This window comes from Streptomyces sp. M41(2017) (genome assembly GCF_002078175.1).
Lineage (GTDB): Bacteria > Actinomycetota > Actinomycetes > Streptomycetales > Streptomycetaceae > Streptomyces.
The window spans coordinates 120,339-143,901 of the sequence record NZ_MWFK01000003.1; the positions used below are offsets into that span (position 1 = coordinate 120,339).

The 23,563-nt window shown below is 71.4% G+C and carries 16 protein-coding genes and 1 pseudogene; 9 read left to right on the forward strand and 8 right to left on the reverse strand.

What is annotated here, in order from left to right; translation table 11 throughout:
- Positions 1-546: 546 nt before the first annotated feature.
- The 3 genes from B0675_RS37160 (at position 547) to B0675_RS37170 (ending at position 3,154) form a co-directional block, all read left to right on the forward strand.
- Positions 547-1,290 carry an IPT/TIG domain-containing protein gene (locus tag B0675_RS37160; RefSeq protein ID WP_081224186.1) on the forward strand — a complete coding sequence of 248 codons (744 nt, stop codon included), beginning with the start codon at positions 547-549 and terminating at the stop codon, positions 1,288-1,290.
- A 158-nt stretch (positions 1,291-1,448) separates the two neighbouring features.
- On the forward strand, positions 1,449-2,453 hold the full coding sequence (locus B0675_RS37165) for an IPT/TIG domain-containing protein (RefSeq protein ID WP_081224187.1): 1,005 nt from the start codon (positions 1,449-1,451) through the stop codon (positions 2,451-2,453).
- Positions 2,454-2,653: 200 nt separating this feature from the next.
- Positions 2,654-3,154 (forward strand): Ig-like domain-containing protein, encoded by a 501-nt coding sequence (locus tag B0675_RS37170; protein WP_241540141.1) that lies wholly within the window; start codon positions 2,654-2,656, stop codon positions 3,152-3,154.
- Positions 3,155-3,301: 147 nt separating this feature from the next.
- On the opposite strand, the gene B0675_RS37175 is transcribed toward B0675_RS37170, so the two are convergent.
- Positions 3,302-5,041: a serine/threonine-protein kinase gene (locus tag B0675_RS37175; protein ID WP_081224188.1), complete on the reverse strand. Its 1,740-nt coding sequence runs from the start codon at positions 5,039-5,041 to the stop codon at positions 3,302-3,304.
- A 162-nt stretch (positions 5,042-5,203) separates the two neighbouring features.
- Between B0675_RS37175 and B0675_RS37180 the strand changes: the two genes are divergently transcribed.
- Entirely contained in the window at positions 5,204-5,728 is a 525-nt protein-coding gene (locus B0675_RS37180) for a DUF3761 domain-containing protein (protein WP_081224189.1), read from the forward strand.
- Positions 5,729-5,816: 88 nt separating this feature from the next.
- Here B0675_RS37180 and B0675_RS37185 read toward each other — a convergent pair whose 3' ends face one another.
- From B0675_RS37185 to B0675_RS37195, 3 genes are all read right to left on the reverse strand, one after another.
- Positions 5,817-6,821 carry a LuxR family transcriptional regulator gene (locus tag B0675_RS37185; protein ID WP_081224190.1) on the reverse strand — a complete coding sequence of 335 codons (1,005 nt, stop codon included), beginning with the start codon at positions 6,819-6,821 and terminating at the stop codon, positions 5,817-5,819.
- A 111-nt stretch (positions 6,822-6,932) separates the two neighbouring features.
- Positions 6,933-10,703 (reverse strand): S8 family peptidase, encoded by a 3,771-nt coding sequence (locus B0675_RS37190; RefSeq protein ID WP_081224191.1) that lies wholly within the window; start codon positions 10,701-10,703, stop codon positions 6,933-6,935.
- A 218-nt stretch (positions 10,704-10,921) separates the two neighbouring features.
- The gene (locus tag B0675_RS37195) at positions 10,922-12,445 is read right to left on the reverse strand and encodes a glycosyl hydrolase family 18 protein (RefSeq protein WP_081224192.1); all 1,524 of its coding nucleotides are present in this window, start codon (positions 12,443-12,445) and stop codon (positions 10,922-10,924) included.
- Positions 12,446-12,885: 440 nt separating this feature from the next.
- On the opposite strand from B0675_RS37195, the gene B0675_RS37200 reads away from it, so the two are divergent.
- The 4 genes from B0675_RS37200 (at position 12,886) to B0675_RS37215 (ending at position 17,206) form a co-directional block, all read left to right on the forward strand.
- On the forward strand, positions 12,886-14,910 hold the full coding sequence (locus B0675_RS37200; RefSeq protein ID WP_241540192.1) for a TPM domain-containing protein: 2,025 nt from the start codon (positions 12,886-12,888) through the stop codon (positions 14,908-14,910).
- Between the two features lie 171 nt (positions 14,911-15,081).
- Complete coding sequence (locus B0675_RS37205; protein WP_081224194.1) at positions 15,082-15,810, forward strand: PspA/IM30 family protein; 729 nt, start codon at positions 15,082-15,084, stop codon at positions 15,808-15,810.
- A 350-nt stretch (positions 15,811-16,160) separates the two neighbouring features.
- On the forward strand, positions 16,161-16,643 hold the full coding sequence (locus B0675_RS37210) for a hypothetical protein (protein WP_081224195.1): 483 nt from the start codon (positions 16,161-16,163) through the stop codon (positions 16,641-16,643).
- A gap of 224 nt (positions 16,644-16,867) precedes the next feature.
- Complete coding sequence (locus B0675_RS37215; protein ID WP_081224196.1) at positions 16,868-17,206, forward strand: thioredoxin domain-containing protein; 339 nt, start codon at positions 16,868-16,870, stop codon at positions 17,204-17,206.
- A gap of 175 nt (positions 17,207-17,381) precedes the next feature.
- On the opposite strand, the gene B0675_RS37220 is transcribed toward B0675_RS37215, so the two are convergent.
- Entirely contained in the window at positions 17,382-18,575 is a 1,194-nt protein-coding gene (locus B0675_RS37220; protein ID WP_081224569.1) for a serpin family protein, read from the reverse strand.
- Positions 18,576-18,730: 155 nt separating this feature from the next.
- The gene (locus tag B0675_RS37225) at positions 18,731-19,585 is read right to left on the reverse strand and encodes a MarR family transcriptional regulator (protein ID WP_241540143.1); all 855 of its coding nucleotides are present in this window, start codon (positions 19,583-19,585) and stop codon (positions 18,731-18,733) included.
- 423 nt (positions 19,586-20,008) lie between these two features.
- Between B0675_RS37225 and B0675_RS37230 the strand changes: the two genes are divergently transcribed.
- Positions 20,009-22,207 (forward strand): LamG domain-containing protein, encoded by a 2,199-nt coding sequence (locus B0675_RS37230; protein WP_241540144.1) that lies wholly within the window; start codon positions 20,009-20,011, stop codon positions 22,205-22,207.
- 108 nt (positions 22,208-22,315) lie between these two features.
- Here the strand turns inward: B0675_RS37230 and B0675_RS37235 are convergent, their stop codons facing one another.
- Positions 22,316-22,849, reverse strand: a complete 534-nt coding sequence (locus tag B0675_RS37235; protein WP_081224198.1) for a 2'-5' RNA ligase family protein — start codon at positions 22,847-22,849, stop codon at positions 22,316-22,318.
- 286 nt (positions 22,850-23,135) lie between these two features.
- Positions 23,136-23,480: pseudogene (locus B0675_RS37240) on the reverse strand (DUF742 domain-containing protein); the annotation flags it as partial.
- Between the last annotated feature and the right edge of the window lie 83 nt (positions 23,481-23,563).

Below are 23,563 nucleotides of genomic sequence, written 5' to 3' on the forward strand. Positions count from 1 at the left end.
TAGGCCGGCGTGGCCGCCTTCTTGAACGAATCGGACGTGGCTGATCGGCCCGCCGGTCCCGGGTGGGCCGGTCACCGGCCCCGCACACACCGCACACCCCGCCCGTGCCGGCGCACCGGCGCGGAGCGGCGAGCACGTCGAGGAACCCTCCTTGCTCGTGCCCGGCCCGAAGCGCTCGCGCCGTCCGAAGCGGTCGGGTCGGCCCCGGCCCTGCTGCGGCGGTCGCCGCCGCAGGGCCGGGCACTCCCTGAAACGCGCCGCCGCATGCCATACACGCTCCACCAAACGGTTGACACGCAGTCAATCTCCTGGGCGTGCAATCACCCTGATGGGTTAATCAAGGTGTCTGCAACAACGGGCGCTGATCCATCGAGTCGCCGCAGGCAGGCCGCCCTCCCGGGACTGAACCCGTCCCGTCCGGACGGGCCTCCGCTCATCCCCGTACGGCAGCCACCGCACGTGGTGGCCGGGCCGGTTCGGGACGCCCGTGGATCGGGACTCCCAGTCGCTGCTCGGAGAAGACTTCCGAGTGAGGAGGAACCCCTCATGCCCATCAGTCCCAACCAAGGCCCCACCAGTGGCGGAACAACCGTCACCATCACCGGCGTGAACCTGGCCAATGCCACCGCCGTCCACTTCGGCTCCCGGACGGCCACGATCACCGCGAACACCCCGACCTCGATCACCGTGGTCGACCCCGCGGGTTGCGGCGTCGTCGACGTCGACGTGACCACCGCAGGGGGGACGAGCAACTCCCTCTCCTTCTTCTACATCAGCCCGCCGATCGCGGTGTCCCTCGCCCCTGACTCCGGTCCGACCGCGGGCGGCAACACGGTCACCGTCAACGGCTACGGTCTCTCCACTGCCGCCGCCGTGTCCTTCGGCTCCAACAGCGCGACCCCGACGGTCGTCTCGGACAGTCAGCTGTCAGTGGTCGCTCCGGCCGGCAGCTCCGATGGCTCCGTCGACGTCACGGTCACCACCACCGGGGGCACGACCGCACCGCTCGGCTACGCCTACGTCGACGCGCCGACTCTGGCCTCGCTCACCCCCACCACGGGGTCGGCGTCCGGCGGCACCGCGGTGACCTTCAGCGGGACAGGACTGGCATCCACCACGGCCGTCACGTTCGGCGGCACCAGCGCGTCGTTCGCCGTGCTGAACAGCACCACGCTGGTGGCCCTCGCACCACCCGGCGCCGTGGGTTCCGTCGACGTCGTCGTCACCACCGAGGGCGGCGCCGTCACCCTCACCGACGGCTTCACCTACGTGTCCGGTCCCGGCATCTGACGAGATCTCGGACGCGCCACCGGACAGGCCCCAGGTCCGCTTCGGTCCACCGGTCCCTGTCCAGCGGAACCGGTACGGGTCGCGGGCACCGGCCCGCACCGCTTCCGTACTCCCGGCTCACGGGCCGACCAGGCCGACCACACCCCCTTGGAGTCACCGTGGCCCCTCCCGTCCTCACCTCGGTCGTACCCACCTCGGGTCCGGCGGCGGGCACCAACCCCGTGACCCTGAACGGAAGCCAGTTCACCGGTGCCACCGCCGTCATGTTCGGATCCGCGGCCGCCCTGTCGTACACGGTCACCTCCCCGTCGACGATCACGGCGACGGTCCCGCCCGGAACCGGCACGGTGAATGTCACCGTGCGCACACCCGCCGGACTCAGCAACACGGTCGCCTACAGCTACGCGCCCGCCCCCTCCCTCACGACGATCGCGCCGAGCCAGGGTCCGACGTCCGGCGGGACCGGCGTGGTCCTCACGGGCACCGGCCTCACCGGAGCCACCGCCGTCACCTTCGGCAGCACCCCCGCCACCTCGTACACCGTCAACTCCGCCACCCAGATCACCGCGGTCGCCCCATCGGGCACCGGCGCGGTGGCGGTCACCGCGACCACCGTCGGCGGCACCTCGGGGCCGGTGTTCTTCTACTACCTCAACGCACCCTCGCTGCTGTCCGTCTCGCCCACCCAAGGCCCGGCCTCCGGCGGGACCAGCGTGGTCCTCACCGGCACCGGCCTCACCGGAGCCACCGCCGTCACCTTCGGCAGCACCCCCGCCACCTCCTACACCGTCAACTCCGCCACCCAGATCACCGCGATCGCCCCGCCCGGCAGCGGCTCCGTCGGGTGCACCGTCACCGGTCCCGGCGGCACCAGCAACGCCGTCGTCTACGCCTACGTGGGGGCGCCCACGCTGACCGCGCTCTCGCCCGCGCAGGGGCCGACGGGCGCCGGCGCCACCGTGACCCTGACAGGAACCGGTCTGACCACGACCTTCGCGGTCCGCTTCGGCACGACCCCGGCGGCCTTCTCCGTACTGTCGGACACGACCGCGACCGCGATCGCACCGGCGGGTCCGGCGGGCTCGGTGACGGTGAGCGTCACGACGTCGGGCGGCACCAGCAACTCGCTGACCTACCAGCGCGTCGCGCCTCCCGCGATCTAGCCGGTACCGCGGTATCGGCATCACGAAGCCGAGCGGGCCGCGCGCCGCCGGACCGCTCCGGCCCATTCGAGCGAGCCGACGCCCCGGGTGGGTCCACGGGCCCCGCGCCTCCCGCATCTGCCGTCGAAAGCGGCTTAAGGTCTCGCTCCGAACGGCGACGGCGAACCCCCGCCGGCCCGTCGGATCGAGGAGGCCCCTCAGTGAAAGCGCGCCGTACACGCACCGCCGGACTCATGGTCGCCATAGCGGCGGTGGCCACCGTGCTGTCGCTCGCCCCGTCGGCAGCCGCCGCCGATCCGTCGTCGACCACGGTCCAGGCCACGCCCTCCTCGGCGACGGCCGGGCAACTGGTGACGCTGGAAGCGACGGTGACGTGCAGCTCCGACCCGAGCGGCGGCCTCGGCGTGTCGTTCTTCGACGGCTCGGACCTCCTCGCGACCGCCCCCGTGTCCGCCGACGGGCACTCCTCGCTGACCACCGGTTTCACGGCCACCGGCACCCACACCATCACCGCCGCCTACAACGGCGACGACGGTTGTGGCGCGTCGAACGACACGACCACCGTCACCGTTTCTCAGACCCCGGCGCCCCCGGCCGACAACCCGGGCTGCCTGCTGTGCGGGCTGATCGACGTCCACTACGGAAACGTCCACAACGAGGTCAACGTCAACAGCAACAACGGGACGCGCCACCACAAGTGAGCCCGGTCTCTGGGCCGTTGGACATGTGAGGGGGGCGTCACGAGTCCGTGGCGCCCCCCTCACACGGCTACCGAGGGGTACAGGTCCGCACTCGAGACGATCGCCTTCCCGCAACGGTTGCCCCGCGCGCCGGAGTCGACGAGATGGTCAGTCCTCGGCGGGGAACACCCGCGTCACCTTGCCCTTCAGGTCCGCGGTCAGATATCCGGTGACATGGTCGTCGACGCGGTAGACGGCCAGCCCCAGCGGTGTGCCGAACGTGTCGTCGGCCGGACGCACCAGGACGTACCGCATGGTCGGGCGGCTCACGTTCAGATCCTTCTGTGCGCGCTTGAGCAAGGCCGGAACGACGTCCCAGTCGAAGGCGTCCAGGCTGAAGGGGCGTTCGCCATCGGTGAGCGAGCCGCTGATGATGTCCTTCTCGACGCCCCGGTCGGGGCGGTAGGTGTAGCTGTCGCACTTCGTCTCGCTGCCCTTGAGCATGATGTCCGCGGAGACGTGGTCCTCGTAGACGGCGAGGTCGCCGGCACGGTCCGTACCGGTTGCCGCCTTGATGGCTTCCACCGCCGTACGGATACCGGCCGGGGTCAGCAGGTCGGCCTTCGTGTCCGTCCCGGGATCGGTGACGGAGCGGGACGGCCTCGGCGGTGCGGAGGTCGGGCCCTTGGTCCGGGACGAGGACGCTTCCGGTGAACCGGCCGTGTCTCCCCGACCCGAGTGGGTTCCGTCCGGCAGCAGGGTCCACACCAGGACTCCCGCCAGCACCGTTCCGACCACGGACGAAGCGATCGTGAGCGAGGACTTCGCCCGGCCGCCGTGCCCGCGCACCGGCCGTGCCGGGCTCTCGGGACCGGCGGTCGGCGCAGCGAACGGGCCGGGCACGGCGTCGTGGGGAGTCGGAGGGCCGAAGCCGGTCGGCGTTCCGACGCCGGGAGCGGGTTCGCTGCCGACGGCCGGCGGGTGAGGGGGAGGCGTCATCGACGGGGGTGCGAGCCGGTACGAGGTGCTGTCGGCGTCCGGGCCGGGAACTCGCGACGTCGTGGCCCGCTCTCCGGACGCGTCCGCGAGCATCCGGTCCGCCGTCTCCGCGTCCGCACGGGTCGCAGGATCCTTCACCAGGACGGCCTCGAGGAAGCCGGTCAGTACACCGGCCTGGTGCGGCGGCGGGAGTTCCTCGCTGAGCAGGGCCGCCAGGGTGGCCAGGGTCGTTCCCCTGCGCAGCGGATGACGTCCTTCGACGGCTACGTACAGCATCATCGCGAGGGACCACAGGTCGGAGGCCGGTCCGCCCTCGTCGCCGGCTATGCGTTCGGGCGCCATGTAGTCGGGCGTTCCGATGATGGACCCGGTCGCGGTCAGGACCGTCGACTCTCTGATGGCCGCGATGCCGAAGTCGGTGAGGACCGGACGATGATCGGGCCTCAGCAGGACGTTGGCGGGCTTCACGTCCCGATGCTGGATGCCGACATCGTGCGCGGCCCGTAGCGCGGCCAGGACCTCGCGGCCGAGACGGGCGGCCGCGACAGGTGTGAGTGGTCCCTTCCCCAGTCGGTCCTGGAGTGATCCGCCGGTCACCAACTCCATGACGAGCCAGGGGTAGGTGTACTCGCCGCCATCCACCACGTGATGGATGGTGACCACGTTGGGGTGGTCGACACGGGCCAGCGCCCGCGCCTCCCGGAGCACCCGGGCCCGGAGCAGTGCCGCACCCTGCGGATCGAATTCGGCAAGTCCCGGATCCGACGGCCGAACCTCTTTGAGCGCCACGGCCCGGTCGAGAACCACGTCGCGGGCTCTCCACACCGTGCCCATTCCGCCGCCGCCGAGCCGTGCTTCCAGCTCGAAGCGCCCATCGATGATCCGTCTGCCGGATTCTCCGTCGCTCATGGCCGGCAGCCTATGAGATGCCGGTGACACGGCCCCGACCAGGTGACGCGTATCCGTCCGTCCGTGATCGGCTACGACTGCGTCACCGTCCCCACACTTCTCTCACATGTCCTTCACATCTCCTGTTACGGTCGCCCCACCACGAAACGCCTTGGGGGGACCATGTCGTACAACCAGCCGCCGCCGCCCGGACATTGGCCCCCGGCGGCGCCCGCCCCACAGCCGCACAGACCGAAGTGGGGCCGCAAGCGGTACATGCTGCCCGCCATCGGCCTGGCCTTCGTCATCGGCGTCGGCGCCGGTGGGAGCGGCCAGGACGACACCACCACGAAGACCGCGGCGACCAAGGCCCGGCCCGCCCCGACCGTCACCACCACGGCCACTGCGACGGAGACGGCGCGTCCGGAACCCGCGCCGACGGTGACCGCGACGAAGACGGTCAAGGTGAAGGTGACCGTGACCGCGAAGGCCGCCGCCGTCAGTGACTCCGGCGGCACATCCTCCGGAGGGTCCGGCGGCACGTCGTCCGGAGGTTCCTCCGGAAGCGGCGGCTCAAGTTCCTCGGGCGGCTCCAGTGCCGCCGGGAACGGCGCCACCGCTCGCTGCAACGACGGCACTTTCTCGTACGCCGCCCACCACCAAGGGGCCTGCTCGCACCACGGAGGCGTGGCCGTCTTCTACAAATAGGACCGCGCGGTACGGGCGCCGATGAGCACCGTGGACTGAGCCTCACCGGCCATGAGCGAATCGATCGGCGCCCGGCGCCGCGCCGCCCTCACAGCCAGACGCGCCGAGCGGCCTGCCAGGCGAGTTGCATACGCGTCTCCGCGTCGGCCAGTTCCATCATGCGCTGGATGTGCCGCTGGACGGTGCGCCGGCTCAGTCCGAGCTGCGAGGCGATCGCCTTGTCGGTCACCCCGGCCACCAGCAGGGACAGAAGTTTCCGGTCGACCGGAGTCAGCGGCGACAGAGCATCCCTGTCGTCCGCGTCGACCGCGAGACCGCTGTCGTCCACCCGCAGGGGGACCGCGTCCTGCCAGTACCGCTCGAACAGGGCGATCAACGCGCTCAGCAGGTTGCTGTCCCTCACCAGTGCGGTGGTCGGCTCCCCCGGGCTTCCCGAGGGGCCGCCCGGCACCAGCGGGAAGATGGCGACGGACCGGTCGGCGATGGCGAGGCGCAGGGGCAGTTGGGGGGTCGACCGGGCCGTCTCTCCCGCACGTACCCCCGCGACCACGTTGTCGACGGCGCCCTCGTCGTCGAAGAACGCCTTCTCGTAGAGCACTCGGTATCGCACGCCGCGAGCGAGTGCTTCGAACTCCTCGGTGTTGCTGCCGGAGGGCATGGCCACGTACTCGGCCTTGCAGAACCAGAGCATCTCGTCCCGCGCGCTGGTCTGGATCTGTCGCAACTGCTGACGCAGGGCCTCGGCACCGGTGATGACTTCGAGGAGCTGGCTCGCATCGTGGCGGCGCACCGTCTCCTGGTACGTCTGGATGAGCTGCGCCGCCTCGCTCCGAGCGAGATCCAGCGCTTCGGCGCTCTGCTTCAGACGGGGCAGCAGAGCCACGTCCGGTGGAGCGGCCCTGAAGTGGCGGGGGGTTCCGTCCGTGTGGCTGGCGAGCCCCGCGGCGGTCAGTGCGTCCAGGATCTCCGCCGCCTGCGCTTCGGCCAAGCCGGACCGGGCAGCGACGTCCCGGGCGCTGACACGCCCCGAGAGAACGAGCATGCGGTACACGGCTTCTTCTGCCGGAGAAATTCCGGCGGGTTCCAGAGACACTGCCGCCCTCCCCCTACGAGCGGCTGCGACAGTTGAAGACTGTACTACGAGGGTGGGTCGTCGGGGCGGGTGACGACGTCGGACGCCGTCACCCGCCCCACGCCATCTCCGTCAGCGGCTCACCCCGTAGGCGCGGCGCACGGTCTGCCGCACGCTGCTCCCGTTGTCGGCCGTGGCGGTGACCCGAAGCGACACGAACGCCTTGCCCCGCGCGGACGACGGACGGCCCACCTGGGCGTCAAAGGAATTGCGTCCGCGGTCGCGCACCTTCGCCCGCGCCCAGGTCCGGCCGTCGTCGTACGAGGCCTCGACGCGGACGTCCACCCCGTGCGGAACCGTCAACCCGTCCTGGGCCCGGACCTTCACTCCGATCGTGGTCGTGCTCGCGGAACGCACCGAGTTGTGCGCGTCGACCGGTACGTCGTAGTCGAGTTGGAGCAGCGAGAGGGGTGTGGCCCGTGCCGTCCGGCCCGAACGGAAGGTCCAGGACGTCGTCGTGGCCGTGCCGTATTTCCAGTCGTCCGAGGAGCGCGCGGTCGACAGCTCCAGCCGGTACGTCGACGCACCCGCCGGTACCTCCACGTCGGACCAGGCACTGTCCATCTCCCCGATCCTCACTCCGTCCCGGTAGAGCTGTGCGGCAGCGCTGTCACCGGCCTGCGCGGCGACGGAGGTTCCGATGCCACCGTCGCCGGTCACCGCCAGGCGCGACCAGTGGCCGTTCTCCGAGTCGGTGAACTCGGGTATGCGCAGGCGCAATTGATCACCGTCGCGGACGGTGGGTGTCTCGAAGCGGGCCGGGATCGACGGGCGGGCCACGGCCCCCTGCCAGGTCTCGTGTCCCTGCGTACCGGCCTGGTAGGTGCGTGGTGCGTCCCGCAGCCCGACGGCGAGCGGCATGTCGACGTCGAACGTCGTGGTGTAGTGCACGAGATGCTGCCAGCTGGTGTCGTCCGCGCTGACGTACTCGGTGCGGTCGAACCCGGTCGGCACGAAGCGGGTGTACTGGAGCCAGGCCGTGTCCTGGTACGGGCGCCTGGCGAAGCGCTGTTCGCCGGCCCAGCCATTGCCCCCGTTGTCCGCGTAGGTCGCGTGGACGACGGCGGTGTTCCGTTCGGAGACCGTGTAGACGACGTGCTGGGGAATGCGCTGTTTCGAGACCTGCACGACGTCGTACAGGTAGGGGCTCTCGGCCGTGCCCGCGAACCTCACGGTGGTCGGGTGGGCGCGAGCCCGTGCCGCCAGCTGGGCGCCCGTGCTCGCTCCGACGCGGACCGTCGGAAGGGCCCACCGGTCGCCGACGGGTGACCAGCGCGTCCAGCCGATGTCACTGAAGTGCACCAGCATCAGCGCACGGACACCCGCGTGTGCGGCTTTCCGGGCCAACTCCTGTTCGTCGACGCCGTCGTTGTTGGTGACGAGCGCCAGGCGGCCGCGGGCGTGCGTGAACGAGGGGTGCGCCGCGTCGCCCGCGTCGACCGCGGTCAGGGTCGCCCCGCCGTTGCCGAACAGCGGCGAAGCGGGCATGTAGTAGACGTCCGGGGCCGGCTTCGTTCCTTGCACCTTCATGGTGAGGAGGGGCGCGACCAGCTGCCATCGGGAGGAGAACTCGAACGTTCCCTCGGTGACGGTGTCGGTGGGGCTGACGTACAGCCGTTTCGCGACGTCGAAGTACATGGTGCCCGCCGTCAGGCTGTGGCCGTCGAGCCGGCGGTACGTCTGGTAGCTGAAGATGCCGCGCTGTTCGGCGGGCCTGGGCGTGCGGATGGTGACCGGCGTGGTCTTCCGCGCGTCCAGGGTGACGGTTCTGTCCTTGGTCACCTCGACCTGGGGCAGGACGACCTGGCGCAGCTCGTCGCCGTCGCTCGCTTTGTCGGTGGTGGCGTAGTCCAGTTGGTAGACGCCTTCCTCGACCTCGGCGACAGCGTTGTCAGGATCCGTGTAGCCGACGAATCCGTCGGCGCCCCAGATGGTCGGCAGCGCCTGAACGCGTTTGCCGTCCTTGTCGTACGTCCTGACCGTGATCCGGTGGATCGGACCGTGCACGACCAGGCTGAGCGTGGTGTGAGCGGCGGCCTTCCCGTCGGAGGACGCGGCGGTCACGTAGCCGTAGTACTTGCCCTGCCGGGCCTTCGCCGGATCGACGGCGACGGGAACCTCTACCGTGCTGTGCGCCGGAAGCCGCACGGAGTCGGAGCCGAGCCGCACAGCCCCCTCCCCCGGGGTCGTCCCGCCCTGGGTCGTGAGGTGGGCGGTCAGCGCGAGAGTGATGTCGGCGTCGGAGCTGTTCGTGTAACGAAGAGGAAGCGTACGGGCGTTGCCGGAGCCGGTCTCGAAGGTACCCAGCGTGACACCGCCGGTGGCCGTCACCGAGCCCAGTACGGCGGCAGGCAGGTCGATGCGACCGCCGCCCTGCTCACTGACCTCTTGTCCCGGCACCGTGTGTGCCGTACTCGTCAGGGCGTCCTTGAGCCGGGATCCCGTCCAGTCCGGATGGCGCTGCGCGAGCAACGCGGCCGCGCCCGCCACATGCGGGGTGGCCATCGAAGTGCCGGAGGCCGCGACGTAGTTCGCGTCGACCGGGTCGCCCATGGTGGTACCCGCGGCCCGCGCCGCGACGATACCGACGCCGGGCGCCGTCACATCCGGCTTCACCGCACCGTCACCCGCACGGGGACCGCGGCTGGAGAACGGTGCGAGGGAGTCGTCCCTGTCCACCGCGCCGACGGTGAGGGCGGCGTCGGCCGCGCCCGGAGAGCCGACGGTGCCCGCGCCCTGCTCACCGCTGTTGCCCGCGGCCACGACGAACAGAGCGCCGGTACGGTCGCTGAGCTCGTTCACCGCCAGGCTCATCGGGTCCGTGCCGTCGGTGGCCTGGTCGGATCCCAGGCTCATGTTGACCACCTTGGCACCCTGCTCAGTGGCCCATTCCATCCCGGCGATGACCTGCGACTCCGACCCGAACCCGTCGTCGCCGAGGACCTTGCCGACCAGGAGCTGTGCCGCCGGCGCCACTCCCTTACGTGTACCTCCGGATGCGGCGCCGGTCCCGCCCACGATCGACGCCACGTGCGTACCGTGGCCGAAGACGTCGTTCGTGCCCGTGCTGCCGGAGAAGTCCTGTGCCGCGGCGATCCGTCCGGCGAGATCCGGGTGGGTCTGGTCGACCCCGGTGTCCAGGACCGCGACCTTGACACCCTCTCCGTGGTAACCGGCGTCCCACACCGCCGGGGCGCCGATCTGGGCGGTACTGCGGTCAAGGACGGCGTTCACCCGGCCGTCGAGCCACACCCGAGGCGCGGTCCTGATGTCCGCGGCCGTCGTCCGGCTGTCGTCGGCCCCGGTGATTTCCTTCCAGAACGCGCCGAGGTCTCCGTCGGCCACCCGCACCGACTGTGCCCCGATGCTCTTGAGCCGGCGGACCGGGGACTTGTCCGCGGCGAAGGCCGTCAGCCGGTCCACGGCCCCGGCTTCGACCCCGGCGGGCCGACTCACGATGAGTGGAAGAGCACGTGTGTGGGCGGTGTCGTAGTGCTGCGCGACCAGGGCCGTCACGTCGAAGAGGCCGCGGTCGAGTCGGCCCGACGCCACCAGGTCACCGGCATCCGAGGGGAGGACCGTCAGATGCCCGTCGTGTTCGAAGGTCCGGAAGAGGATGCGCTTGCGACCCGGGCCCGGCTCGACCGAGGCGACCTGCTTCCCGTCCGCGGAGGCCCCTACGGTCACGCTGTCGCCGGTGAGCAGCCGCACCGTGGCGGTGGGGGCCGTGCTCGCCACCTTCGTGGATCCGGCCGCGTCCGCGCGAGCGGCCACCGGTGCCACCGCTCCCGCCGTGAGGGCCAGCCCCGCCGATATTGCCGCCATCAGGCGGATCCGTCTCATCAGTCTCGTGCCTTTCCTCGAACACAGGCTTTTGTTCAACCGGTTGACAGAATCCGGTGATCACGAGCCGGGTGTCACGCCTATCGGGTGGCACAGGTGCGACATGTCCCAAGGGCGACAGACGCTTGCCCGGTGACGGGCCCGCGGCGACTGGTGTACGGAAAGGGCGATGCCCGGCAGTGGGGGCTGCCGGGCATCACCGTGGAGCGCCGTCACGTTCAGCAGGCGCCGAGATCCTGCCAGACGCCCCACTCGCCGGTGGTGCCGGGCTCCTCGCCCTGCGTCCACCACTTGGCTTTCCAGTTGTGTCCCTTGTGCGAGACCTGCTGGCCTCCGGTGTAGACCGTGCCGGTCGCCCAGGCGGCAGCCGTGCACTGGGCGCCTGAGCCACCGGTGACGGTCAGGGCGTAGGTCGCCGTGTGACTGCCGGAGGCGCTCGTACCGGTGACTTTGATGCTGTACGTGCCCGAAGCGGTCGCCTTCGCCGTGCTGAGGGTGAGCGTCGACGAGCCGCCCGCTGTGACGGAGGCGGGGCTCAGCGAGGCGGTGACGCCCGCGGGGGCCCCACTGACGGTCAGGTTCACCGTCTTCGCCGTGCCCGCCGTCACCGCGGTCTTCACCGTGGCGGTGGTCGCGTTGCCGGCCGCCACCGATCCGGAGGCAGGGGCCGCGCTCACCGAGAAGTCGTCGCCGGGCGTGGTGGTACCGCCGGTGAAGGGCGCGAAGACGTGGGTGAAGTCCCAGGTGTTCTGCTGGATGCCGGAGCAGCCGTCGGCGGCCGCACCGCCCGGGCAGCTGCCGTTGTCGCGCTGGAGCGCCCAGAACGACAAGGTGTTGATTCCCTTGGCCACCGCCCAGTCGTAGACCTGAGCGGCATTGGCCAGGGTGAACGTCTCGGCCGGCCCGAAGTCGTCGACACCCGGCATCTCGGTGATGCCGATCATGCCCCACAGCTGGGCGGAGGTCTTGCTCGGGTAGAGCTGCGCGAGCTGGTCGTACAGCCCCTGCGCCGCGGTCTGGGTGTCGGTGGCCATGTTGTGGGTGGCGTTGTCGTAGTAGTCGAACGTCATGATGTTCGCCACGTCGACGCGCGCTCCGTTGGTGACCGCGCTGCGCAGGACTGCGAGGCCCTCGGAGGTCAGGCCGGAGGTGGTCGTCGGGAGCGTGTAGGAGATCTCCACCGTGCGACCGGCGGCCGCCGCCCAGTCCTGGACCAGCTTGATGGCCTTGTTCCGCCGGTTGATCCCCGCTGTGTTGTTCAGCGAGTCGACCTCGATGTCCATGTCGAGGCGCGAGATGTCGTACGTCGTGATGACCTTCTCGTAGGCCGCGGCGATCTGGTTGACATCGGTGCAGCTGTCCGCGATCTCGGTGCCGGTGGTGTCCGCGGTGTAGCCGCCGAACGAGGGGATGACGTCCCCGCCGTTCGCCTGGATGGTGCGGATGTCGGAGCCGAAGCTGGCGGAGGAGACCGGAAGGCTGGTGTCGCCGCTCCAGTACGGCGTGCAGGAGCCCGCGGACGCGGTCTGGAGGAACGCCATGGTCAGGTGTTTGGCCCCGGACTGGGCGGCCAGGGCAGCCGGGCTCTCGCCGGTCCACGCCTCGAAGTAGGGAGCGAAGACATGCTTGGGCAGGGGGGTTGCCGCCTGAGCGGTACCGGCACCCACCGCGGCCAGCCCGACGGTGGCCACCGTCGCGGCCACCGCGGCCAGAACCGCGCGGGCGGATCGTATGCGTCTCATCGGTGTCCCAGCTGTAGGGTCCGCCAACTCCGGTCTGTGGCATTGGCGTTCAGGTACGGAATACCGTGGCGGCCGCAGCCGGGTCAATGGTCTGGACCAAGAGAGGACTAGACCAATTTGGCCATATGAGGGCCCGCTCGCTCCCCAGCAGGCGCATCACGTGCTGGACCACTCCCCCGCCCCCTCGACGGTCGGGCGCCACGAGACGCGGAGAAGCCGCACCCCGTCCCGGTGGCGCCGAGTCCGACCGCGGCGACGCCAGGACCGCCGGAGGGGTAACCCACCCTCCCGGAGGACGGCCGGACCGGCCCCGCTTCCGCATGCGACGACGAGAAACCGGCCATAGCCTCGCCCTTGTGATTCCGCCGAGAAACAGGACGCAGAGACGCCCCGCCGCGGGCGTACCGCTGCGGGCCGGTCTGGCCCTCGCCGCCGCGGTCCTGGCGGTCGGCGGCCTGGGAGTGGCCGGGGCGCCTCCGGCGCGGGCGGACGATCCCGTCACCCTCTCGCAGCAGGGGCAGGTCACCGACCGGGTGGACGCGCTGGGCGACCGGAAGGCCTCCGTCACCTCCGCTCTCGACGAGCTCTACGCCGAGCATCGGATCCAGCTCTTCGTGGCGTACGTGCGCGACTTCTCCGGGCGCTCCGCCCAGAGCTGGGCCGACGCGACCGCGGAGAGGAACGGACTCGGCCAGAACGACGTCCTGCTGGCCGTGGCGACCGGAGCCCGTCAGTACGCCTATTCGGCCGACGCCCGGTCCGGTTTCACCGAGCAGCAGCTGGCGACGGTCGCGCAGACCGCCATCGAGCCCGCCCTGAAGCAGAACGACTGGGCGGGCGCCGCCATCGGCGCGGCCGACGGGTATGCCGCCGTCCTCGACGGCGCGCCCGTCCCGGTGCCCACGATCACCCCCGGCCCGGCCGACCCGGGCGGCGCGGCGGACGGCGGGAACGGGGCGGGCGACTTCGTGCTGCCGGTGGTCGCGGTCGGCGCGGCCGGGGCGCTGGGCGCGTACGCCTACTCCCGGCGCAAGCGCGGCGACTCTGCCGGGCGCGGTACGACCACCGGGCAGAGCTGGGGCGGCGCGGCCCCGGTTCCGTTGCCGGAACTGGACTCCCGGGCGAAAGGGCTGCTGGTGGAGACCGACGACGCGGTCCGTACCAGCACCGAGGAACTGGGCTTCGCTTCCGCACAGTTCGGCGACGAGGCCGTCGGCCCCTTCACCGAGGCCGTGGAGTACGCCAAGAGCGAGCTGACGCAGGCCTTCCGGCTGCGCCAGCAGCTGGACGACGCCTACCCGGAGGACGACGCCACCCGGCGCCGGATGCTGGAGGAGATCATCGCCCGGTGCACGGAGGCGAACCGCAGACTGGACGCCGAGTCGGCGGCCTTCGACCGGCTGCGGGATCTGGAGAAGAACGCGCCGCAGGCCCTGGCCACCGTCGAGCAACAGTTCCGGGCCCTCTCCGGTCGCACCGCCGCGGCGGAGGCGACGCTGGCCGCCGTCGCGCGGGAGTACGCGGACTCCGCGTCGGCGCCGGTGGCCTCCAACGCCCAGCAGGCCGAGGACCGGCTGCTGTTCGCGACGACCAGCCTCGACGCGGCACGCACCGCGGTCGGGAGCGGGGACAACGGCAGGGCCGCCGTGCACGTCCGGGCCGCCGAGAGCGCGGTCGGCCAGGCCGCGACCCTGGTCGACGCGGTGGAACGACGGGCCCAGGAACTGGCGCAGGCGGCCGGGAAGTTGCCGGGCGCCCTCAACGAGGCCGAGACGGACCTCGCGGACGCCCGCGGGCTGCTCACCGGGACCGCCGAGGGTACGTCCACGGCGGATCTGCGCGGCAGGATCGGCCGGGCGGAGGCAGTCCTGGCCGACGTGCGCCGGGAGCAGGCGGCGGGCCGGTACGACCCGATCGACTGCCTGCGCCGGGTCGAGGAGGCCGACGCCGCGCTCGACGAGGCGATGGCCGGGGCGCGCGAGCGGGAATCCGGGCGCCAGCGCGCGGTGGCCCTGCTCGACCAAGCGCTGTTCTCGGCCCGCAGCGCGATCGGCGCTGCCACGGACTATGTCACCACCAGCCGGGGCGCGGTCGGCAGCCAGGCCCGCACCCGGCTGGCGGAGGCGAGCCGGCACCTGGAGCGCGCGACGGCCCTGGCCGCGTCGGACCCGCCCGGCGCGCTGGCGGAGGCCCAGCAGGCGGATTCCCTCGCGCGGCAGGCGCAGCAGCTGGCCGAGCAGGACGTGCGGGGTTACCAAAATCCGTACGGGGGCCGGCGTTCCGGCGGCGGTCAGGGCGGCGCCGTACTCGGCGGGATCATCCTCGGCGAGATCCTGCGGGGCGGCGGCGGCTTCGGCGGCCGGGGCGGGGGTTTCGGCGGTGGTTTCGGGGGTGGTGGCGCCGGCCCGGGCTCCTTCGGCGGCGGTGGAACCCGGGGCCGCATGGGCGGCGGGGGCCGCTTCTGACCGGCGCGGGCGGCGGGGCCACCGGGCAGGCACCGGCCCGACCGGCCTGCCGAGCCGTCGACCGGACGTGCCGAACCCGCCCCCGCCGTTGCCCACCGGCGCCCACCGGCGCCCACCCGAACCTCCCCCTCAGGCACACCCGACCCCCCAAGGCTCACGAGGAGATACAGCATGAGCAAGCAGACGATCGTCGGCCGCGTCACCCAGCTGGCCAAGGCCAACATCAACGCGCTGCTGGATCAGGCGGAGGATCCGCAGAAAATGCTGGACCAGTTGATCCGCGACTACACCAACAACATCTCCGAGGCGGAGCAGGCGGTCGCCGCCACGATCGGGAACCTGCGGATGCTGGAGGCGGACCACAAGGAGGACGTGGAGGCGGCCGCCGAGTGGGGCGGAAAGGCCCTCGCGGCCAGCCGGAAGGCGGATGAACTGCGCGCGTCGGGGACGCCCGAGGACGCCGGGAGCGCCGACAAGTTCGACAACCTGGCGAAGGTCGCCCTGGGCCGACAGCTGCAGTCCGAGAAGGAGGCGACGACGGCGGAGCCGACGATCGCCGCCCAGACGGAGGTCGTCGACAAGCTCAAGTCAGGTCTCGACGCGATGAAGGGCAAGCTGACGGAGCTCCAGGCCAAGCGGGACGAGCTGGTGGCCCGGGCCAAGACCGCGCAGGCCCAGAACACGATGATGGACGCGGTGAAGAACATCGACGTGATGGACCCGACGAGCGACCTGAACCGCTTCGAGGAGAAGGTCCGTCGCGAGGAGGCCATGGCCCTGGGCAAGCAGGAACTGGCCGCGTCCTCCCTCGACGCGCAGTTCGAGTCCCTGGAGGACCTCGGCAGGACCGCGGAGATCGAGGCCCGGCTGGCCGCGCTCAAGCAGGGCCGAGCCGCCTGACCGTTCCGGGACGCGACCCGGCCCGACGCGGACGGAACCCGGGGGACTTGGGGGTGCGCCCGCCGCGCACAGCCGGTCCCCGCCCCTGGGTACCGTGATCGCCCGGACCGAAAGTGCCACCTCCCGGGGCCACTCACCTCCGACACACGGAGCAGCCTCCGCAGACGGACACTGCGAGACCTCAAACCTGCTCCTCGGCAGTCAACTTCCATACCCAGACGCAGTGTTCATCCGACCGGCACGGTCAGGCAAAGCCTTTCACGATCCCTTGAACCCCCACTTGATCCACCCGACACTGTGATCCCTGCGCACCCGCATCGGCGCGTGACACGGAGGGGGACCACGGGGACATGAGCAGACCGACAACGAGCACCGTCGACGTCGCGGTACGTCACATCCTCAGCGACCGGACGACGGGCTTCCTCACCCGGACCCGCAGGATCACCTGGCGGGACAGCCTGTACAAGGTGCGCCGGCCTGCTTCCGGCAAGCAGAGCGTCGAACTGACCTGTCCCGTGTGCGACGCCTCCCTGTTGGCCGAGGTCCGTACGGAGGCCCGCACCCGCCGAACCAGCGCCGTCCTGCTGGTCCTGGCCGCCCTGAGCGTCGTCGTCTTCGTCTTGGCCCTCGCCTACGCCGTCCACGAAGGCGGCCGCACCCTGCCCGAGGGCCAGTCGCTCCCCGCACTGTTCCCTGTCAGCATCCTGTCGATCTTCGTCACCTTCGCCGCCGCTCCGACCCTCTTCCTCAGAGGCCGCCACTACAACGGCGTCACCATGCTGGACGCCCCCAAGCCCCGTCGGATGCACGGCATCAAGCCCGTACGCGGCTGAGCACGCTGCCGGGCGCTAGGCGGGCCGGTCGAAGCGCAGGCTGCCGGCGCGGCCGGGTCGCACCGCTGCCCGCAGGTGATGTCGACGGCGCAGGACGAGAACGTCCGTCGGATCGTCCGAGCCGAGCGGCCGGACGGACCCGGGCGAAACGGTGAGCTTCGTGGACTGCGGCCGCGCGGGAGATGATGGGGAGGAAACGACGGAACGCGAGGTCAGGAGCTTGCATGGCGAAGCCGGTGCACCAACCCCGCGAGGACGCGGAGTTCGATTTCATCCTGAGGATGAGCAGGGTCCCGGTCCTCGCCTACTTCACCGGGACATGGCCCAAGGCGATCGAGCCCTGCCGGGCCATGGACCTCGTCATCGGTGGCATCGCCGACGAGTACGCCGGCCGCCTGACGGCCGTCCGCACCGACATCACGCGCTGTCCTTCCGCCACCGAGCGATACGGCGTCACCGGAGCCCCGTCCTACGTCCTGCTGAAGCAGGGCGAGGCAGTGGCACACGGCACGGGACCGATGACCAGCTCCGAGGTACGCGACTTCCTGGACCCCCACGTCTGAGCGTCCGCTCCCAGCGCCACAGGGCACCCGGCACACTGCCGCGCCGAACAAGAACCGCACGCCCCGGCCGGCCGGACACGCACCGCTGCCCATGCACCTCCCGGCACCTGTGGCCACCGAGGTTCCGCGCCGCCGGCGTCGGGCACGTAGGCCCGGGGACACGTCATGTCGGCGTTCACCAGTCGCAGGGCGACTCCTCGAAGAGGTCCGGCTCGGTGACCCAGCCCGCGTTGAGGACGAGCCGGGACGTGCGGTGCAGGGCGAGGAAGCCGAAGGGGCGGTCGAAGCGGACGGTGATCTCGCGGGCCCGGTAGCGACGGAGCGTCGGGCCGGCGGCCACCGCTCCGAAGGCGGTGACGGCTGCGGAGCGGAAGCCGCGTGCGCCGAACGTCGCCGTCATCGCCTGCACGGCCTGCCGGACGGCCAGGGGCTCGGCGCTGATGCCGGGGAAGTGGCCCTGCGAGACGTCCGTCGCTGCGCGCAGGCCGAACAGGTCGGGGTGTTCGAGCAGGTCGTGCCGGGCTTGGACGGTGAAGGCCACGGTGGACACGTCGAGCGCGGGTTCCCCGTCGACGCTGGGGACGCGGCTCACGGTCAGCCCGGGGCCCGGGGCGCCGTAGGGGAGCGTGTCGCCGGGGACCACGGCCCGGCGGTTGTGGAGTGTGGCCACAGCGGCGGGCAGTACCTCTCGTGCGGTGGCTTCCGGAGTTCCGAGGTAGAGGTGGACGTCCATGCCATGGGCACCGATGACCTGAAGTTCGGTGAGGGGGCCGGCCGCCGTGTCCGCGACGCCCACCCGATTCAGGAGACTGGTGCTACGGAACAGCCCGGCCGTCTCCCTGCCGCGCCACGGCCCGGTCCCGGTTTCCATCACGCCTGAGGTGAAGGGCCGGATCCAGTCGGTGCGGAGGGTCAGAGCGCTCGCCAGTACCAGCTGGGTCTCCTCGTTCACCGTGACCGGCATCGCGTCGATGCGGCCGTCGGTGCACTTGGCCGCCCATGCGTCGAGGTGCGCCTGGTCGCGGACGCGGTCCCCGGTGAACTGCCCTTGAACGGCGGGGGGCAACTTGTCCCGCCAGGCCGGTTCGAGAGGGAAGGTGTCGCGGGTCCACAGGCCCAGGGCGGTGCGCAGACCCCGCGTCGAACCGAGGACGGAGAGCAGGTCCCGTGCGGCTGTGGCGGCGCCGTCGGCCGGGACGCCGAGTGCGTCCGAGAGTTCATTCCTCGGGGGACCCGCGGCGCCGTCGGCGAGCAGTCCGAGGAGCGGCCACACCCCCGCAGAGGCGACCACCGTGCCGTCGTCCGGAAGCGTCGCAGCCCACCGGGCCGTCAGTCCGTTGACCGCTTCGACTGTGCCCTGGCCGATCATCCCCATCCCCCCGTCGTCACAAGATCCCCGCGAGAGTAGGGCCGGAGGCTGCCGGTGGGCGAATCGAGGGCTCCGTCGGCATCGCCGCCGACGGCCGGGGCGCGCATCCCAGAGGCGGACACCGGACTGAGCGTCCGCCGTACCGTCTCACCTCGTCATCGCGACCCTGCCGCCACGAGCGTCGCCGTGATGGGTTCGAGCGTGGCGATCAGTTCGTCGAGCTCGGCCGGGGACAGGGCGTCGAACGGCGGGGCGGCGAGCTCGTCGGTCAGCGCTTCGATGCGTCGCTTGGTCTCGCGGCCGACGTCGGTGAACCGGCCTTCGGCGTCGACGAGTCCACGCTCACGCAGGCCGTCCATGACGGCGGCGAGCCGCTCCTTCGGCAGGTGGTGGATGCGCCCGAACGATTCCGGCGGGTGGATGCCGCTCTCCAGCGCGCTGAGCACATGGGCCTCCGTGCCGCCGATGCGCATGCCGACGAGTGCGGCGATGTGCCCGTCGCCACGGTGCTCGCGCAGCATGGTCGCCGAGTGCCACAGGCGGGCGACCGGGTCGCTCGGCACGGCGAGGGTGCGCATCCCGGCGTACATCACCCGGCCTTCCGTGGGCGCGTTCGTCGCGGCCTTGGTGGTCAGATCGGCGGCGCGCACCAGGCCGGGCGAGTCGGCCAGCTCGTCGCCGAGGATGCGCCGCAGCGAGGCCGCGCTGCCCCGCTCCCGGGCGGCGACGGACTCCTCGGGCGGGATCGTCTCCCACGCGCTCGGGATGTGCCGCGCGGCCTCCCCGTCGGCGAAGTTGTAGAAGGCCGCGTGCACGACCTGCGCGGGGACTCTTCCGAGCGGCGCCGCTCGGCTGGCGAAGTATCCGTCCCAGTACGTGCGATGGCCGAGCGCGGCCAGTTCCTCGTTGCATTCGTCCGCGAAGAAGGTGACCAGGCAGATCGGCTCCAGGAGCTCGAACATGCGTCGGGCGGTTCCGGTCACCGGACCACCCGGCTCGCTGTCTGTCATCGTGCAACCTCCATGAAGTCGGTGGAGCGGATCCGATGGGCCGGCCGGCTCGGTCGAGACGTCCCGGCTCGCGTTCGTACGGGATCTTCGTGCCGTCCCGATGATGACCCGAGTCCGCCGGGAAACTCATCGGTCCACGCACGGTCCACCACGGGGGAGCCGACGGAGGGAGCCGTCGAAGGGATCCGGCGAGAGGCGACGGCAGGGCCGGCGCACGGACCGACCGCCGCCTTTTGACGCGAATTGTTCAAGACGGCACGCCCGTTGCGCGACGGCGCGGTATGGTCGCGCATTCGAACGGTGTCCGTTTTCGTGGGGCAGGTGTCCACGCGGGCCCGTCGAGCGCGACGGCGCGGCCGACCGCACGGTCCGGGCCGCGGCACCGTCGCGCCTCACTCTGGGGGGTTCATGCGCAGGGCAGTCATGGGAACGTCTCTCGCCGTCGCCGGCGGGCTCGTCGCGGCCGGCGTCGGCCTGTGGACCGGCGCCGACCGGGCGACGGCGACCTCCGCCCAAGTGCGGTTCACCGCGGACGCGCTGCCCACCTGGCAGACGAACGGCATCGTGTGGGCGCTCGCGCACTCCGGATCGACCGTCTTCGCCGGCGGTACGTTCTCGCAGATCCGTCCGCCGCAGGGCGGTTCGGGGGCCGCGCGGAACGCGGTCAACTTCGCCGCGTTCGACGCCGCGACGGGCAACCCGACCAACTGCAACCTGTCGTTCACCATCGGCAGCGGCACCGCGACCGTGCGCGCGCTCGCCGTGTCACCGGACGGCAAGACGCTCTACGCGGGCGGCTATTTCAGCGCCGTCAACGGCACGTCGGCCGGCAGTCTCGCGGCCATCGACATCGCGAGCTGCACGCCGAAGACCTCGTTCCGTCCGCAGATGAACGCGACCGTGCGGGCGCTCGCCGTCACCGCCGACACGGTGTACGCGGGCGGCGACTTCACCCAGGCGGGCAGCGAGAGCCGCGGCAGGTTCGCCGCGGTCGACGCCTCCAGCGGCTCGGTTCTGCCGTTCGCCGTGAACGCGGACGCGCCGGGCCGCGCCGTGACCGTCGCACCCGACGGCAAGCACGTCGTGCTGGGCGGCGACTTCTTCACGGTCAACGGCACAAGTACGCACGCCCTCGCGGTGGTCGACGCCGCCAGCGGCGCGGTCACCACGCCGTATCCGGGGTTCATAGCCGACAACTCCGTGGTGAAGTCCCTCGCGGCCGACCAGGACGGCGTCTACACCGGCAACGAGGGCACCGGCCACCACGCCTTCGACGGACGGATCGGCCTCGACCCGGCCACGTTCGCCCAGCGCTGGCGCGACACCTGCTACGGCGCCACCCAGTCGGTGCTGCCCTACCGCAGCGTCCTCTACAGCGCCTCGCACGCCCACGACTGCTCCGAGGTCGGTGAGTTCCCCGACGGGGCGCGGCATCACTTCCTCGCCCAGTCGACCGGCGGCACCAGCCACTACGGCTGGTTCCCGCAGACCAACGACGGCCTCGGCGAGCAGATCGGTCCACGCGCACTCACCGTCGCGACCTCAGGCAGCACCGACTACCTGTGGTCCGGTGGCGAGTTCACCACCGTCAACGACGCACCCGCCCAGGGGCTGACCCGCTTCGCGTCGACCGGCGACAAGGGCGCCCCGTCCACGCCGGTGGTCACCGCCGAGAGCGTGAAGCCCTCGGAGATCGCGGTGCACGTCCGCTCCGCCTTCGACACGGACGACTCCCGTCTGACGTACCGGATCTACCGGGACGGCGGCACCACCCCGGTCGTCACCCTCACCGGTGACTCCACGTTCTGGTCGCGCCCGCAGCTGACCTGGACCGACAAGGGCGTCACCGCCGGAGCGAGCCACAGCTACCGGGTCACCGCCACCGACGCGGCGGGCAACACCAGCGCCCTTTCGGCCTCGGTGTCGGCGAGCGGCGTGGCGAAGGCGGACGCCTATGCCTCGGCGGTCCTCGGCGACGGCGCCCAGCTCTACTGGCGCTACTCGGACACCTATCCGGGACTCGCCGCGGACACCAGCTCCGCCAACGGCAACGGTGTCCACGTGGGCGGCCCCGCGCTGCGCCAGTCCCCCGGTGCGGTCCCCGGCTCCACCGCGCTCGGCCTCAACGGCACCAGCCAGTGGGTCTACAGCGACCGCCGCTTCGCGCAGCCGGCCACGTACAGCATGGAGACCTGGTTCAAGACCTCCACCACCACCGGTGGCCTCCTCACGGGCTTCGGTGACAACACCGCGAAGGCGAGCGCCGCGTACGACAAGCAGGTGTGGATGAACAACGCCGGCCGCGTCGTGTTCGGAGTGAACTCCGGCGGCTGGAAGACCCTGTCCAGCAGCGCCGCGCTCAACAACGACGCCTGGCACCACATGGTCGCCACGCAGAGCCCGAACGGCATGGCGCTGTACATCGACGGCAAGCTCCAGGCGAGCAACACCGTCGCGGCGAGCCGCGCCTACAGCGGCTACTGGCACGCCGGATACGACAACCTGCGGGGCGTGCCCGGCGCGCCCACGTCGTACTGGTTCAAGGGGCAGCTCGACGAGACGGCCGTCTATCCGACCGCACTCACCGCCGCGAAGGCATTGAGCCACTACAACCTGCGCTGAACAGGCCGGGCCGGGTCCGCCGGGTGATTCACCGGGCGGGCCCGGCCGTGCGGCGCCGGGGCGGGCGCGCCCTCGCGACGCGTGCTCCGGCCGTGGTCACCGGTTCGGTCAGGAACGTGGTTCGAGCATCTCCAGGACGCCGGTCTCGGTGTCGTAGCTGCGCAGGGTGGTGAGCCGGACCGACAGCGGCGGAGCCGGCAGGAGGTCGGGAATCCGTGGTCCGGCGAAGGCACCGGGGCGCCGTGTCCGGCCGAGGGTGACGTGGGGGTTCCAGCGCCCCGGCTCGTGGAACGGGTTGAGGGTGGCGGGCGAGCTGTCCGAGGAGACCGCCTCCCACACCCTGCGGTGCAGTTCGGCCAGTGCCGGGTCGAGGTCCAGTGCCCAGGCCAGCACCGAGGTGGGCCGTTCGAAGCGGACCACGCCGGTGAACCGCACCGGAAGGGGCAGAGCGGCCGCCACCTCGGCGAGCTCCCAGCGAAGAGGAGACGTCAACTCCGCACAGGTGGCCAAGGTGAGGTGCGGGCTGTTGGTGGGTGAGGGGTGCAGCGCCTGACTGGGCAGCCCCGCGTCCGCCAGCCGCAGCCAGGCCTCCCGGACGGACAGGTCCGCCGCCTCGTCCAGCAGAACTTCCACGGTGCGCACCGTTGCAGCGTAGCGGCTCCGTGATCCACGACGGCGCCCGAAGCCCGTGCGAGCGGTGCGGTGCACCGCCGTGCCGTCCGGGCCGACCGCGTGGGGCGCGTCGGTCCCATCGGTCCCATCTGTCCCGTCCGGGAACAACCTCTCCACCGGGCAGAACGCCGCGAGGTCTCGGACCGTGGTGCGGTTGATCCCGGTACGGGAGTCGCCCTGCATGCCGCACTGGTCAACGCGCCCTTGGCCGCCATGGGCCCCGCCACCGCGCCGGCGGGTGCTCCGAGGCAGCGACCTACGCGAGCCGTCGCAATCCGTTGAGCACCTTTTCGAGCAGTGTCACGTGAGGTCTGCCCCCGTCGGCTTCGTCCCCCTGCGGTTGCTGCACGACCACGAGACCCGTCTCCGCGAGGTCCGCCACGAGGATGCGGGCGACACCGAGCGGGACGGCGAGGAGCGCCGATATCTCCGCGACCGACCGGACCTCCCGGCACAGGACGCAGATCCGGTACGCCTCCGGTGACAGACCACGCGCCTGCGCCACGTCGACCGCGGTGCTCACCAGCGCCTCGATGGCGAGTTGATGGCTCGGCCGGGTACGGCCACCGGTCATCGCATAGGGCCGCACCAGCGCGGACGGCGTCCCGCGACGGCCCGAAGCGGCCTGCGCGGGGGAACCGTTCGACGGGGCCGATGGATGGCGGTACGTGCCGTACTGGTCCC